The 14,349-nt window shown below is 68.1% G+C and carries 16 protein-coding genes; 1 reads left to right on the top strand and 15 read right to left on the bottom strand.

Annotation, left to right across the window (positions count from 1 at the left end):
- Positions 1 to 3 precede the first annotated feature (3 nt).
- The 3 genes from GTW51_RS11360 to GTW51_RS11350 all read right to left on the bottom strand — a co-directional run bounded on the left by GTW51_RS11360 (position 4) and on the right by GTW51_RS11350 (position 1,827).
- The gene (locus GTW51_RS11360) at positions 4 to 840 is read right to left on the bottom strand and encodes a cyclase family protein (RefSeq protein WP_163044040.1); all 837 of its coding nucleotides are present in this window, start codon (positions 838 to 840) and stop codon (positions 4 to 6) included.
- An 83-nt stretch (positions 841 to 923) separates the two neighbouring features.
- On the bottom strand, positions 924 to 1,229 hold the full coding sequence (locus GTW51_RS11355) for an urease subunit beta (protein WP_163044039.1): 306 nt from the start codon (positions 1,227 to 1,229) through the stop codon (positions 924 to 926).
- Positions 1,230 to 1,251: 22 nt separating this feature from the next.
- Complete coding sequence (locus GTW51_RS11350; RefSeq protein ID WP_163044038.1) at positions 1,252 to 1,827, bottom strand: HupE/UreJ family protein; 576 nt, start codon at positions 1,825 to 1,827, stop codon at positions 1,252 to 1,254.
- Positions 1,828 to 2,161: 334 nt separating this feature from the next.
- On the opposite strand from GTW51_RS11350, the gene GTW51_RS11345 reads away from it, so the two are divergent.
- On the top strand, positions 2,162 to 2,416 hold the full coding sequence (locus GTW51_RS11345; protein ID WP_163044037.1) for a hypothetical protein: 255 nt from the start codon (positions 2,162 to 2,164) through the stop codon (positions 2,414 to 2,416).
- A 15-nt stretch (positions 2,417 to 2,431) separates the two neighbouring features.
- On the opposite strand, the gene GTW51_RS11340 is transcribed toward GTW51_RS11345, so the two are convergent.
- The 12 genes from GTW51_RS11340 to GTW51_RS11285 form a co-directional block, all read right to left on the bottom strand.
- A complete protein-coding gene (locus tag GTW51_RS11340; RefSeq protein ID WP_163044036.1) occupies positions 2,432 to 2,734 on the bottom strand; it encodes an urease subunit gamma in 303 nt (100 codons plus the stop codon).
- Positions 2,735 to 2,755: 21 nt separating this feature from the next.
- Positions 2,756 to 3,544 carry an urease accessory protein UreD gene (locus GTW51_RS11335; RefSeq protein ID WP_246232992.1) on the bottom strand — a complete coding sequence of 263 codons (789 nt, stop codon included), beginning with the start codon at positions 3,542 to 3,544 and terminating at the stop codon, positions 2,756 to 2,758.
- Between the two features lie 109 nt (positions 3,545 to 3,653).
- Positions 3,654 to 4,100 (bottom strand): YbjN domain-containing protein, encoded by a 447-nt coding sequence (locus tag GTW51_RS11330; RefSeq protein ID WP_343034001.1) that lies wholly within the window; start codon positions 4,098 to 4,100, stop codon positions 3,654 to 3,656.
- A gap of 117 nt (positions 4,101 to 4,217) precedes the next feature.
- The gene (urtE, locus tag GTW51_RS11325) at positions 4,218 to 4,913 is read right to left on the bottom strand and encodes an urea ABC transporter ATP-binding subunit UrtE (protein ID WP_163044033.1); all 696 of its coding nucleotides are present in this window, start codon (positions 4,911 to 4,913) and stop codon (positions 4,218 to 4,220) included.
- 375 nt (positions 4,914 to 5,288) lie between these two features.
- Positions 5,289 to 6,137: an urea ABC transporter ATP-binding protein UrtD gene (gene urtD, locus GTW51_RS11320; protein WP_246232990.1), complete on the bottom strand. Its 849-nt coding sequence runs from the start codon at positions 6,135 to 6,137 to the stop codon at positions 5,289 to 5,291.
- Positions 6,138 to 6,140: 3 nt separating this feature from the next.
- Complete coding sequence (gene urtC, locus GTW51_RS11315; RefSeq protein ID WP_163044032.1) at positions 6,141 to 7,301, bottom strand: urea ABC transporter permease subunit UrtC; 1,161 nt, start codon at positions 7,299 to 7,301, stop codon at positions 6,141 to 6,143.
- Positions 7,298 to 8,926, bottom strand: a complete 1,629-nt coding sequence (urtB, locus tag GTW51_RS11310) for an urea ABC transporter permease subunit UrtB (protein ID WP_163044031.1) — start codon at positions 8,924 to 8,926, stop codon at positions 7,298 to 7,300. Before urtB ends, urtC begins: the two co-directional genes overlap by 4 nt.
- Positions 8,927 to 9,030: 104 nt before the next feature.
- Positions 9,031 to 10,344: an urea ABC transporter substrate-binding protein gene (gene urtA / locus GTW51_RS11305; RefSeq protein ID WP_163044030.1), complete on the bottom strand. Its 1,314-nt coding sequence runs from the start codon at positions 10,342 to 10,344 to the stop codon at positions 9,031 to 9,033.
- A gap of 230 nt (positions 10,345 to 10,574) precedes the next feature.
- Complete coding sequence (locus GTW51_RS11300) at positions 10,575 to 10,781, bottom strand: hypothetical protein (RefSeq protein WP_163044029.1); 207 nt, start codon at positions 10,779 to 10,781, stop codon at positions 10,575 to 10,577.
- A 192-nt stretch (positions 10,782 to 10,973) separates the two neighbouring features.
- Positions 10,974 to 11,783, bottom strand: a complete 810-nt coding sequence (locus GTW51_RS11295) for a formylmethanofuran dehydrogenase subunit C (protein WP_163044028.1) — start codon at positions 11,781 to 11,783, stop codon at positions 10,974 to 10,976.
- A complete protein-coding gene (fhcD, locus tag GTW51_RS11290; RefSeq protein ID WP_163044027.1) occupies positions 11,780 to 12,700 on the bottom strand; it encodes a formylmethanofuran--tetrahydromethanopterin N-formyltransferase in 921 nt (306 codons plus the stop codon). The genes GTW51_RS11295 and fhcD overlap by 4 nt, the downstream gene beginning before the upstream one ends.
- The gene (locus tag GTW51_RS11285; protein WP_163044026.1) at positions 12,688 to 14,328 is read right to left on the bottom strand and encodes a formylmethanofuran dehydrogenase subunit A; all 1,641 of its coding nucleotides are present in this window, start codon (positions 14,326 to 14,328) and stop codon (positions 12,688 to 12,690) included. The genes fhcD and GTW51_RS11285 overlap by 13 nt, the downstream gene beginning before the upstream one ends.
- Positions 14,329 to 14,349: the final 21 nt, after the last annotated feature.

Below are 14,349 nucleotides of genomic sequence, written 5' to 3'. Positions count from 1 at the left end.
GTCTCAAGTCAGCGCGAAGACGCGCGCCGGACCGCCCGTCCCGCCACGATGCTTCGGCGCCCCGACGATCAGCGTCGCGCCGGTGGCCGGCATCGCGTCCAGATTGGCGATGCATTCGAGGCCCCAGCGCCCTTCCGGCAGCCAGCCGTAATGAACGGCGAAGTCCGGCGACATGCCGAAATCGAGCGACAGCGTATCGACGGCGATGCCGACGGCCGAGCCTTCCAGCAACATCTGCACGGCTTCCAGATGGAAGCCGGGAAAGTGCATCGTGCCGTCCTGGTCGGCATTGCGGTACATGTCGGTGCCCAGATGCTGCTGCCAGCCGGAATTCATGGCGACGCAGCAATTTGCCGGCAGGTCGCCATTCGCGTCGATCCAGGCCTGCAGATCATCGGGCGTCACCTGCGCGTCCGGGTTCTCCGAGGCCTTCGCCTTGATGTCGACGACGACCAGCGGCGCCATCAGCTTCTCGACCGGGATCTCGGCAACGGACTGGCCGTCTTCGGAGAAGTGCAGCGGCGCGTCGACATGCGTGCCGGTGTGCTCGTTCACCCGCAGCTCGAAGAGATTGAACTTGTCTTCGGCAAAGGAGAACTTCTGTTCCATGAAGAACTGCTGCTCGCCGAAATAGGTCGGAAATTCCGGGTACAGCTCATGGGTCATGTCGGCGATGGTCAGCGCCCGGCCGGCCTGCGCGGCACCCGCCGGCGGTGTCGCATCCTGGGCGAAGGCCGGGGCGGCGACGCTCGCGGCCGCGGCTGCCAGGCTGCCGCCCAGGACGCTGCGGCGGCTCAGCATCTGCCGCTTGACGCTTTCGATCACGCAGTGGTCACACATCGCCTCACCCCTCCGTCAGGAACACCCTTGCCCACCGGACGAGGGTCCGGCGATCTGAGAGCGAAGTGATGGGGCAGCCGCGTCTACAGCTGCCCCATCACCTTGCCATTGAACCCGAAGACCGTCCGCGACCCGCGATAGGGCACGAGCGTGACCTCGCGGGTCTGGCCCGGCTCGAAGCGGACCGCGGTGCCTGCCGCGATGTCGAGGCGCATGCCGCGGGCCGCGTTTCGGTCGAAGGCGAGCGCCGGATTGGTCTCGGCGAAATGATAGTGGCTGCCGACCTGCACCGGCCGGTCGCCGGTATTGCCGACTTCCAGCGTCACCACGGCGGCGCCCTCGTTGAGGGTGATCTCGCCGTCGCGGGTGATGATTTCGCCGGGGATCATGCGCTCGCTCCGGACCGGTGGCTCAGGCGGCTATCAGATAGAGGCCGGCGACCGCAGAGGCGGCGCCAAGGCCGCGCACCAGCAGCGGGCTGCCGACGCGCGAAAGGCCGACGCCGAGGCCGATACCGACCAGGTGCAGGCCGGCCGTCGCCAGCACGAAGCCGAGGCCGAAGGACAGCGCGCCGGCGCTGCCGAGCTCGCCGCCATGGGCCGAGCCGTGGAACAGCGCGAAGGCGCCGACGACGGCGGCAGCGGCCGGGACCGGCAGCCGCACGGCAGCGGCGATCAGCACGCCCACCGCAACCACCGAGGCGAGGATCACCGGCTCGACGAAGGGCAGCGGGAAGCCGGCCACCGCCATGGCGAAACCGACGCCCATCATCGCGACAAAAGCCGTCGGCACGACCCAAAGCGCCCGCCCGCCGATCATCGCCGCCCAGAGGCCGACGGCCACCATCACCAGGATGTGGTCCCAGCCGAACAGCGGGTGCGACACGCCGGCCATGAACGAGCCATGCTCAGCCGGATTGAGATGGGCGAAAGCGGGAGCCGTCGCGGCAGCGAGCGTGGCGATGGTGAGCGAAAGGCGCTTGAACATGTTTGTCTCTCTTTGATCGACAGGCGCCCCGGTTTGGGTCGCGTCCTTGCCCCCTTGATGAATCGGGGGTGGGGCGATCATGTAAGCCCGCCTTCTGGCTGTCAAAGCCTTTCTCGCAGCGCACGCGAGGCAGCCCCGCCAGCGTCGAAACAATTGCGAAACGATATCGCCAGATCGTCACCGCACCGCAAACTTCCGGAAACCAGCGGCCCGCTAGAAGGCTCTCGAACCGGCCCGCCTCGACAGATAAGGGCCGCTCGAGACGCATAGGCAGGCTGGAGCACCGGCGATCAACGACCGGTGCCTGCTGCCGACAACAGGTTGGAGTCGACAGATGCTGAGATCATCCGTGATCGCGGCGACGCTTTTCGCTGCGTGCCTGCCGGCCGGCCATGCCGAGCCGCTGCTGGTGCGCACGGTGACGCTCGGCGGCGTCACCGGCGCCGGCTATTATTCGCGGGTCGAGCAGGGCTACCGCTTCGTCGGCGGCAGGCCGTTGGAGGTCGCTGCAGAGGGCGATCCCATCGCCGTGTCGGCGCTCGAGGGCGGCGACACGGCTATGGACGCGGACGCCGGCGGCGCCCGCTGAACCGTCACGTCGGCGTCAGCGGATCGGCTCGTGCACCGTCACCAGCTTGGTCCCGTCGGGAAACGTCGCCTCGATCTGCACGTCGTGGATCATCTCGGCGATGCCCTCCATCACCTGATCGCGGGTGATGACGTGGGCGCCGGCTTCCATCAGCTCGGCGACGGGACGGCCGTCGCGCGCGCCCTCGACCACGAAGTCGGTGATCAGCGCGATCGCTTCCGGATGGTTGAGCTTCACGCCCCGTTCGAGGCGGCGGCGGGCGACCTGCGCGGCCATGGAGACGAGGAGCTTGTCCTTCTCGCGGGGGGTCAGCTGCATTCCTGATTCCTCATCGTGTCGTTACAGCGACCATACGCGCGGCACCGGCGCGTTTGCCAGTGCCGCGAGCACCGGAATCAGCCGCTTGCGCAGCGCAAAGCCGGTCGGTGCCAGCAGGCGGACTACCATGAGCCCGCCGACGAGGCTGGCGCCGCCGCTGGCGCCCACCAGCGCCCGGACGGCGGCGAGCTTCGTCTCGATGGCCGGAGCATGGGCGACGACGGTGGCCAGCGCGCGGTTTGCGGAAAGGCTGGCGGGTCCCGCCGTACCCGCCGCGATGGCGCCGGACAAATGCAGGTCGTCGGCGAAGGCCAGCCTGCCGTCGACGCGGACCCGCCAGCGCTCGTGCAGCAGGCCGCTCTCGACGGTCTCGCCCATCCGTTCGCGGCCGAGAATGATGCTCTCGCACAGCACGAAGCGGGACGACGCCTCGGCCTCGACCGTCAGGGAACGGCGAACCGCGCCGGCCTCGAACAGGATCGTCTCCTGCGGCAGCCAGGCAAACCCGGCGTCCTCGCCGATCTGGACGCGCGTCGTCACCCCTGCATGTCCCGACGAGGCGCGGTAGACCCGCTCGCAGGCCTGGGTGGTGACGGTGAAATGCGCGCCTGTTGCCACGCCGAACTGCTGGTCGAGCCGATCGCCGCCGGTCAGCCCGCCTGCGGTGTTGATCAGCACCGCTTCGGCCTCGGCGGCCGGCAGCCGCGGAAAACGCAGCTTCAGGCAGCCGGCCTGGTGCAGGCGTTGCAATCGCGAGCGGCCGGCGACGAGGCGGAAGTCGGCTGCGACGGCGCCTGCCGCGCGCTGCATCGAAGGAAACGCATCCGACGGCGTGCTTTCGGCAACAACGGCAGACGTCATTGCCGCACCATCGACGGCCGCGGCGCCGCGGCCTCCGGCCCGACCGGCGCTGCCGCGGTTAGAGTTCCAGCACGTCCGACTTGAACTTCTCCAGCGAGATCCGCCACCAGTCGATCGTGTCCTCGAGATTGGCGCGGGCAACGCCGTGGCGCATGTTGACGTCCATCTCCAGCACCGGATCGTCCTCGTTGTCCATGTAGGCCTTGGCGAAGCGCTTGTCCCGGTTCCAGGCGCTGATCGCGTCGGGCTTCACCACCGCATCGTCCCACGACGCATAGAACTGGATGCTCTTGCAGTCGGCGCCTTCCGCGTCGCAGTCGTAGAAGAAGATCGCGTAGACCGTGCCGTCGATCCGGCCCTTGATGTAGGTCGTGTCGCCCTTCTCGATCGTGGCGGATCCGAAGCCCCTGGCGAGATCGACGATCGTGTCGGTATCGCTGGCCTTGACCAGCTCCTCTGCGCGCGCAGAGGAACCGAATGCCGCAAGGGCAAGCAACAGGAACACGAAGCGCAACGGCCGACCCTCCCGGGACCGCGGCACAGCCTGTGGCGGCCGGGGTCATCCCGGGTGCGGGCGGTCGGCGATTGCTAGCATGCCGCTGCGTCGCTTCCAAGACGATCGTCAGACCGTCAGGTGACGGCGCACCGCCGGGTCGTCGAGGCCCTCCGCAGGGCCCTCGAAGACGATTTCGCCGCGATCCATGATGTAGACCTTGTCGGCGAGCTCGCGGCAGAAATCGAGATACTGCTCGACCAGGAGGATCGCGAGGCCCGAGTGCTCCTTCAGGTAGCGGATCGCCCGGCCGATATCCTTGATGATCGACGGCTGGATGCCTTCGGTCGGCTCGTCGAGCACCAGAAGCTGCGGCCGCGTCACCAGCGCCCGGCCGATGGCGAGCTGCTGCTGCTGGCCGCCGGAAAGATCGCCGCCGCGCCGCCCGAGCATGTCCTTCAGCACCGGGAACAGCTCGAAGACATGGTCGGGGATCGTCCGGTCGGCGGATTTCAGCGGCGCGAAGCCGGTCTGCAGGTTCTCGCGCACCGTCAGGAGCGGGAAGATCTCGCGGCCCTGCGGCACGAAGCCGATGCCCTTGCGCGCCCGGTTGTACGGCGCCTGCCGGCCGAGGCTCTGGCCGTCCAGTGCGATCTCGCCCGCCCTGATCGGCTGCTGGCCGACGATGGCCCGCAAGAGCGAGGTTTTGCCGACGCCGTTGCGCCCGAGGACGCAGGTGATCTCGCCCTTTTTCGCGCCCAGCGACACGCCCCGCAGCGCCTGCGCGGCGCCGTAGTAAAGGTCGACATTGGAGACGGTCAGCATGGCTGGTTCCTGGCTGCGACGGCGTTGTCGCGGGGTTGAGGCGGCGTCGATGTCGGACGTTGCCGGCCCTTCGTGCCCCACGGGCCTTGCTCTTTCCTCATCCTCGGGCCCCTGCAGTTCGTCATCCTCGGGCCCCGTCCCGAGGATCCAGGGCAACGTCGCCACCGGTCGCGCGCCGCCGAATGGCTCCGCGACATGGGACGGACGACAGTCCGCCCAAGGCTCGCCACCTCCCCCGTCCTGGATCCTCGGGACGGGGCCCGAGGATGACGACGCGGAGGAGGCGGCATCCCGACGGAGACCTCGGTGCCGACGCCGACCACGCCGCCCGCACCGTCCTCAGCGGCCGCGCCACCCAAGTCGCCGCCACCGCCCTTACCGCCCAAGATACACCTCGATCACCCGCGGGTCCTTCGAGACGTGGTCGAGCGTGCCTTCCGACAGCACCGAGCCCTCGTGCAGGCAGGTGACCTTCACCGCCAGCTCGCGGACGAAATGCATGTCGTGCTCGACCACCACGACCGAGCGGGTCTCGGCAATCTCGCGCAGCAGCCGCGCGGTTTCCTCGGTCTCGGCGTCGGTCATGCCGGCGACCGGCTCGTCGACCAGCAGGAGTTCCGGATCCTGGGCAAGCAGCATGCCGATCTCCAGCCACTGCTTCTGGCCATGCGAGAGGTCCGCTGCCAGCGTCCGGCGCTTGGCCGACAGGCGCGTCGTGTCGAGGATCCTCGCGATCGCCGCCCGCTCGCCGTCGTCCTTGCGATGGACGAGCGCGGCGAAGATCGAGCGCGAGCCGGCCAGCGACAGGCGGAGATTGTCCTCCACCGTGTGGCCCTCGAACACGGTCGGCTTCTGGAACTTTCGGCCGATCCCCATGCCGGCGATCGCCGCCTCGTCGTGGCGGGTGAGATCGACGTCGCCGTTGAAATAGACCTCGCCGGAATCCGGCTTCGTCTTGCCGGTGATGATGTCCATCATCGTCGTCTTGCCGGCGCCGTTGGGGCCGATGATCGCGCGCATCTCGCCGCGCACCAGCACCAGCGACAAATTGTTGATCGCCTTGAAGCCGTCGAAGCTCTTGTTGACGCCGTCGAGATAGAGAAGCGTTTCCCGCCGCGCCGCGCCCGGCGGATTGCGCAGGGCCTCGTCGCGGCGCGCGCTCGCGTAAGGGTGCGGCGAGACGACGGCCGGCGTGGCTTGTGGCGTGGGTTCGATCATGTTCATCGCCTACTCCGCCGGGCTCGTCGCGGCGATGCGACCGTCCGCGGCCTCGCCCTTTTCCGCCTCGCGCGCCGCACGGCGGGCGCGCCAGCCGCCCCAGCCATGATCGAACGTGCCGACGATGCCCCGCGGCATGAACAGCGTGACGAAGACGAACAGGCCGCCGAGGACGAACAGCCAGTATTCCGGCGCGATGGCGGTGAAGGTGCTCTTGGCGAAATTGACGAGGAGCGCACCGAGGATCGGCCCGATCAGCGTCGCGCGGCCGCCGACCGCCGCCCAGACCACGACCTCGATCGAGTTCACCGGCGCGAACTCGCCGGGATTGATGATGCCGACCTGCGGCACGTAGAGCGCGCCGGCGATCCCCGCCATCACCGCCGAGACGGTGAAGGCGAACAGCTTCACGTGCTCCGGCCGCCAGCCGATGAAGCGGGTGCGGCTTTCGGCGTCGCGCACCGCCACCATCAGCTTGCCGAGCTTGGAGCGGGTGATCCAGCCGACGAACAGGACGGCGACGGCAAGCGCGATGCAACTCGCAGAAAACAGCGCCGCCCGCGTCGTCGCCGCCTGGATCGGGTAGCCGAGAATGTCCTTGAAGTCGGTCAGGCCGTTATTGCCGCCGAACCCCATGTCGTTGCGAAAGAACGCCAGCAACAGCGCATAGGTCATCGCCTGGGTGATGATCGAGAGATACACGCCGGTGACGCGGCTGCGGAAGGCGAAATAGCCGAAGACGAAGGCGAGGACGCCCGGCACCAGCACCACCATGATCGCCGCGAACCAGAACTGGTCGAAGCCGGTCCAGTACCAGGGCAGTTCCTGCCAGTTGAGGAACACCATGAAGTCGGGCAGCACCGGGTTGCCATAGACGCCGCGCGGGCCGATCTGGCGCATCAGGTACATGCCCATGGCGTAGCCGCCGAGCGCGAAGAACGCGCCGTGGCCGAGCGACAAGATGCCGACATAGCCCCAGACGAGATCGAGCGAGAGCGCCAGCAGCGCAAAGCAGATGTATTTGCCGATCAGCGGCACGAGATAGGGCGGCACGTGCAGCGGATGGTCCGCCGGGAGCCACAGGCTTGCCGCCGGCACCAGCACCGCCGCAGCCACCAGCGCGACGACCAGGAACCAGACCCTTGGGCCGAGGAATCGCGCGAGGATCATGCGTCGACGAACCTCCCCTTCTGGGCGAACAGGCCGCGGGGCCGTTTCTGGATGAACAGGATGATCAGCACCAGCACGACGATCTTGCCGAGCACCGCGCCCGCATAGGGCTCGAGGAACTTGTTGAGGATGCCGAGGCTCATCGCCCCGACCAGCGTGCCCCAGAGATTGCCGACGCCGCCGAACACCACGACCATGAAGGAATCGATGATGTAGCCCTGGCCGAGATCCGGCGAGACATTGTCGATCTGGCTGAGCGCCACCCCGGCGATGCCGGCGATGCCGGAGCCGAGCGCGAAAGTCAGCGCGTCGACCCAGGGCGTGCGGATGCCCATGGCCGAGGCCATCTTGCGGTTCTGGGTGACGGCGCGCATCTGCAGGCCGAGCGAGGTGCGGTTGAGCACGACCAGGAGGCCGGCGAACACCACCAGCGAGAAGACTATGATCCACAGCCGGTTCCAGGTGATCGCCATCATCCCGACCTCGAAGGCGCCGGACATCCATTCGGGATTGCCGACCTCGCGGTTGGTCGGGCCGAAGATGGTGCGGACCGCCTGCTGCAGGATCAGCGAGACGCCGAAGGTCGCCAGCAGCGTCTCCAGCGGCCGGCCGTAGAGGAAGCGAATGAGAAAGCGCTCCATCACCAGACCGACCGTGCCGGAGACGAGAAACGCCAGCGGCAGGGCGATCGCCAGCGACCAGGCGAAGAGCTCTGGCGCGCTGGTGCGGATCGCCTCCTGGACGACGAAGGTTGTGTAGGCGCCGAGCATCACCATTTCGCCATGCGCCATGTTGATGACGCCCATCACGCCGAAGGTGATGGCCAGGCCGATCGCGGCCAGCAGCAGCACCGAGCCGAGCGACAGGCCGTACCAGATGTTCTGCATCTGGTACCAGAAGGCGATGTTGCCCTCGATCGCGGCGATCGCCCGCTCCGCGGCCGCCTTGGCTTCCAGGTCGTCGGTGGCGCCGGCAAAGCGGATGAGCATCGTCAGCGCCTCGCGGTCGCCGCGCCCTTCCATCACCGCGGCGGCCTCGGCCTTTTCCGCGGCCGGCCGGTCGGAAGCGAGCACGGCGGCGGCCAGCGCCTCCTCCATGCGCGCCTGGACGGCCGCGTCCTCTTCCTTGGCGATCGCCGCCTCGAGCGGCGCTATCATCGCCGGATCGCCGTCGGAAAACAGCGTCGAGGCGGCCCGCATGCGCTGCGCCCGATCGGGAGATCCAAGCGTCAGCGATCCGAGCGCCGTGGTGATGTCGTTGCGGATGGAATTCTTGATGCGGACCTTGGTGAGATCGCCGGCCGGCGCCGTGCCCGCCTCCTCGCCAGTCAGCGGATCGAGCAGCGTGACGGGATCGCTGCCCTGGCCGATGAACACCGCCTCGTCGCTCTCGCGCCAATAGAGGCTGCCGTCGCCGAGCGCGCGCAGCGCCCGCGCCACGTCGGCATTGCCGGTGGCGGCGAGCTCGGCGATCACCGCCTCGGTGTCCGAAAAGCTCTGCTTGCCGCCGAATTTCTGGATGATCGCCGCGGCATCTCCGCCCTGCGCGTTCGCGGCCGCCGACATCACGATCGTGCCCGGCACCAGCAGGAGGAAAGCGAGGCACCAGCGCGCAAGAAGGGCCATGAATAGTCCTGTACCGGTTGAGACAGTGGCGGGGACGGCCGCATGGCCGCCCCCGCTGGAAGCCCGCTCTTGGGAGAAGCGGGCCTCGTCAGACCTTGGCGTGCTTACTGAGCCGCAGCCGCCGCGCCGCCGCAGGTCTTCGTCTCAGTGTTGTAGTTGCCGCAGTTGATCGGGTCGGTCCAGTCAGCCTCGAGGGGCTTGGATTCCGGCAGGAAGTCCGACCAGGCGTCGCCGGGAACCAGTTCCTCGGTCTCGCTGACGATGTCGAACTGGCCTTCGTCGTTGATCTCGCCGATCAGCACGGGCTTGGTGATGTGGTGGTTCGGCAGCATCGTCGAGACGCCGCCGGTGAGGTTCGCCTGCTCGATGCCCGGCAGGGCGGCGATCACCGCGTCGGCCTCGGTCGTGCCGGCTTTCTCGACCGCCTTCACCCACATGTTGAAGCCGATGTAATGCGCTTCCATCGGGTCGTTGGTGACGCGCTCATCGTTGCCGATGAAGGCTTTCCACTTCTCGATGAACTCGGCGTTTTCCGGCGTATCGACCGACATGAAGTAGTTCCAGGCGGCGAGATGCCCGACCAGCGGGCCGGTGTCGATGCCGGCCAGTTCTTCCTCGCCGACCGAGAACGCCACCACCGGGATATCGGTCGCGGCGATGCCCTGGTTGGCGAGTTCCTTGTAGAATGGCACGTTGGCGTCACCGTTGACCGTCGAGACGACCGCAGTCTTCTTGCCGGCCGAGCCGAATTCCTTGATCGCGGCGACCTCGGTCTGCCAGTCGGAGAAGCCGAACGGCGTGTAGTTGATCTTGATGTCCTCGGCGGCGACGCCCTTGTCCATCAGATACTGCTCGAGGATCTTGTTGGTGGTGCGCGGATAGACGTAGTCGGTGCCCTCGAGCACCCAGCGCTCGACGCCTTCCTCCATCAGATAGTCGACGGCCGGGATCGCCTGCTGGTTGGGGGCGGCGCCGGTGTAGAAGATGTTGCGCGACGATTCCTCGCCCTCGTACTGGACCGGGTAGAACACCACGGTGTTCAGCTCCTCGGCGACCGGCAGGATCGACTTGCGCGACACCGACGTCCAGCAGCAGAACACCGCCGCGACGTCCTGCGCCGACACGAGGTCGCGCATCCGCTCGGCGAACAGCGGCCAGTCGGAGGCCGGATCGACGACGACCGCCTCGAGCGGCCGGCCGAGCAGGCCGCCCTTCTTGTTCTGCTCGTCGATGAGCATCAGCATGACGTCCTTGAGGGTCGTCTCGGAGATGGCCATCGTGCCGGAAAGCGAATGCAGCACGCCGACCTTGATCGGCTCGCCGCTGGGGGCGTCCTGGGCGGCAGCTCCGCTGAGCGCCACGCCAGTCATTGCCGCCGCGGCAGCAAGGCCCCGGATCCATTTGAAGGGTGAGTTCATGCGCCATCTCCACTCGTTTCGGCCCCGACGGGGTCGGGTTACGAATGAAACGGAGCAAACCCTGTGCCATTCTCGGCAGATGCACGGGCCGGCACCGCCGCACGGTGCCCAGTATGGAGTCACGCGGCCTGCCTCGCGCTCAATAATTCGGCAGGCATGTCATCCCGCCCGAAGCTGCGCCCACGAAACAGGCAGCTGCGCAATCTTTCAGCGCACCCGACGCGTCACGATCAGATCGGCTGCTTGCGCTCTTCCGGCCAGCCGCACTCCCACCGCTTGACCGTCCATTGCGGGTGGTCTCCCACCCAGGCGGCGACGTATGGCGTCGACAGCATCATGCATTGCGCCAGCGAGCCGCGGCTTTCATAGGCGAGCCGCTCCTCGCGGCAGGACGAGGGGTCTGAGACCATGCAGACGGTCAGGATCAGGTCGATCATCGTGTCACTCCCGGATGCGGTGCCCTGCCGGCGTCATGCCGCGTGCCTCAGCTACGGAGAAGACGTCGTCCGGATGCCATTCTAGGGCCGGAAGAAGCGCGCGGCAGCAGGCTGCGACAGGATGTGGCAGGCGCCAACTGAGAGATGGCCCATGCGATCAGCGTCCGGACGCGACGCCAGGACGCTCGCCCGCTACACCGGCAGGAAGATCTCGCCCTTGCCGAGCACCGCCGTGTCGCCGCCGATCCGGCGCATCGGTGCGCCGTCGAAGGGCAGTGGCGCCAGCGCGCCGGCGTCGAGCTCCCGCGCCATCACAAGCAGGATCAGGAGATCGGCCGGGCCGTTATCGAGAAAGGTCGGCCCGAGGCGCTCGGCCCCGCCGCAGAGGATCAGCGTGCCGCGCTTCATCAGCCGGCCGGGCGTGCCGCGGGCGATGCCGCCGGCGATCAGCGTCCCGGCGATCATCCGGCTGCCGGCATCTTCGCCGAGCTCGCCGGCGACGAGGATCGTCCCCCGGCGCATCCGGTCGGCGGCGCGGCTGCCGGCGCTGCCCCCGACGCGGATCGCGCCGCCGCGCATGCCGGCCATCTCGCCGGGCATGGGTCCGCCCAGACGCTGGCCGGCATTGCCGCCGATCGACAGGAAGCCGCCGCCCATGCCGGAGCCGGCAAGGCCGCCGACCGTTCCGGACACCGTCAGCCGCCCGCTCTGCATCAGCCGGCCGACGCGCCATCCGGCGTCGCCCTCGACGTGGATCTCGCCGCCGTCCAGTGCCTCGCCGACCCGGTCGAACCGGTCCGATCCGCCCTCGAAGCGGATCGACGCGGCGTCGCTGCCGTCGACGGCGAACACGTCGCCGACCGTTACGAGCAGCCGCGTCGTGCCCACCGGCAGCGCCGCTATTTCGGCTGTCGACAGGCCCGAGAGCCGGGCCGGCGTCAACACCGAGAGGTCGAGCCGCTGCTCGGGCTCGGCCTTCTTGCGGAAGGTCAGGCCGCTCATGGCACGATATCCTTGAGGTGGAAGTGATGCGGCCCGAGATTGCCGCCGTAATTGCCGGCGCCGATCCGCAGCGCGCCGTCCTCCGGCCCGAGATCGACGGCCGCCTTCAAGCCCGCGCGCATCGCCGCGGCGACGGCATCGGCGCTGAGCCCATCGATGACGATCTCCAGCACCGAGCCGATCTCCGGGCCAAGCGCCGACGGCGTGACGCCCTTCAGCGTCGGGCAGTAGGCGTCGTTGGTCGAGGCCATCATGCCCTTGTACTTGCCGCCGACCTTGGAGCCAGAGCGCACGATTCCGCCGGGAAACGGCATGATCACGTCCGGCACGTCGCGCATCGCCGCGACCGCGACCTCGGCCGCCGCCAGCGCCTGGCGGGCCGTGCGGGCGAGGAACAGGAGATTGCCGCCGCCGACGCCATCCGAGGTCATTCCGGTCTTCGCCTCGCAGAGGAACTCGCCCTCCATCACCGGCATGCGCCAGAAATGCTTGTCGCCGAACTTCTTGGAGATCTGCCAGCCATCGGCGAAATAGCGGATCGCCGAGCCGAGATCGATCTTCGTCTCGCCCGCGTGGTCCGCATAGCAGGCCGAAGACGGGCTGGTCAGGATGCACTGGCCGAGCCGCGTGCCGAGCTGCTTGGCAAGCCCGGCTCTGTCCATGGCGAACAAGAGGATGCGCACGCCCGGCCGGCCGTCGCGGGTCTCCGCCGGCGGCACGATCCGGTCGATCCCCGCCTCGCAGCCGCAGGCGATGACCGAAGTCGCAAAGCCGGTGAAGGAGCGCGCGGCTTCCAGCGCCCATTTCTCGCTGTCGGCCGTCACCTGGATCGCCGTCCCGCTCATCGGGAAGGCTTCGGCGAAGGTGTCGTCGATGACGACGCCGTTGATCGTCGCGGCGGTCTTCATGTCCGGCATGCCACCACCTTGAACGGTTCATCGCGCCCGATGGCGTGCTCCGGCACCTCGAACCACTTGGCCGGCAGGCCATAGCGGTCGTCGAAATAGGTCTCCAGCCGCCGCGCCATTGCCTTGTCGGACTCCGGCCGCACCGTCAGCGTCCGCCCCGTCGTGCGGTTCACCACCGTCCCGTCCTTCACCACCAGCGTCCCGTCCTTGAAGACGTAGGCGGCTCTGCCGAACATCGCCGCCTTGTCGGCGCCCGGCCGATAGACCGCGATGTCGCCGACGGCCCCCGTGCCGAGATGGCCGCGATCCGGCGTGCCGAGCAGCCGCGCCGGCGCCGCGCGAGTCATCGTGGCGATCTCGGCCAGCGTGTATTCGCGGGTGATCTCGGCGAGCGTCGTCATCGCCAGCACGGATTTCGGCAGCGCCTCCAGCCAGCGTTGGCGCACGTTCCGGTCCATCAGCAGCGCGAAGATCTCCGGATAGGCGGTGAACGGCGCGCCGTTCGGATGGTCGGTGGTGAAGAACACCCGCGACGGGTCGTCGATCAGCAGGAACAGCTCCAGCCCGATCGCCCATTGCAGCGCGTTGAAATAGTTCGAGCGCTTGTAGTCCATCGGCACGATGCCGCCGCCATTCGCCTCGTGGTCGTAGATCACCGCCTTGCCGGGGCTCGCCTGCGCCCGGCCGACGAACTGCCGCAGCTCGTCGGAGGAGATCGTCACCGTCTGGCCGAACATCACCTGGCCGATGTCGACCGTCACTTCCTTGGTGCGGTTCACCAGTTCCGCGAGCCGCTGGCCCTCGGAGGAGAAGCGGCGCTCGCCACCGGTGCCGTAGCCGTAGAACTGCAGATGCGCCAGATGCAACGGTTGGCCCTCGGCCGCCTCGATGGTGGCCACGGCCGAGGCCGCGGAATCGCCCGGAACGCCGAGATTGTTGCAGTGGACGTGCAGCGGATGCGGGATGCCGAGCCCGGTCACCGCCGCCTGCAGCGTCTTGACGATCCGCCGCGAGGTGACGCCGTAATCCGGCACCTCGTCGTCGAAATCATACTTGCGGACATTTTCCTTGAACGCCGCCGAGCCGCCGGCATTGATGCATTTGACTCCCAGCGCCCGCGATGCCGAGACGGTCCAGGCGACATAGTCCTCGATGGCGTTCTCGCTCTCGCCGTCGCGGATCATCGCCATCAGGAAATCGTCGTTGCCGAGCACGACCAGCGTCGCCTTGTCGATGATCGGGATATCGGCGAGTTCGAGATGCGCGTGCAGCGCCGCCGACGGCGCCATCGCCGGCTCGACGACAGTGGTGAAGCCCATCTCGGCGTAGCGCAGGCCCGTCTCCTCGGTCGTCCACCCGACGCGCGACAGCGCCGTCGCGTCCGGCCGCGCCTGGAACGCCCGATGAAATTCCGGCAGCAGCAGCCGCGCCGTGTTCACGTGGCCGCCGGCGATGTGGGAATGGATGTCGATCGCGCCGGCCATGACGATCAGGCCCTTGCAGTCGATCGTCTCGCCCGCTTCCCGTCCGTCGTCCGGCGCATCCACCACGACGCCGTCCTCGACATAGAGGTCGACGACCGCGTCGACGCCATTGGCGGGATCGACGACGTGCCCGTCCTTCAGACGCGTCAGCATGAGCAGGCCTCGTTGGTCGTC

Source organism: Aurantimonas aggregata, from assembly GCF_010500835.1.
GTDB classification, from domain to species: domain Bacteria; phylum Pseudomonadota; class Alphaproteobacteria; order Rhizobiales; family Rhizobiaceae; genus Aurantimonas; species Aurantimonas aggregata.
This window is presented reverse-complemented; position numbering and strand designations above follow the sequence as displayed.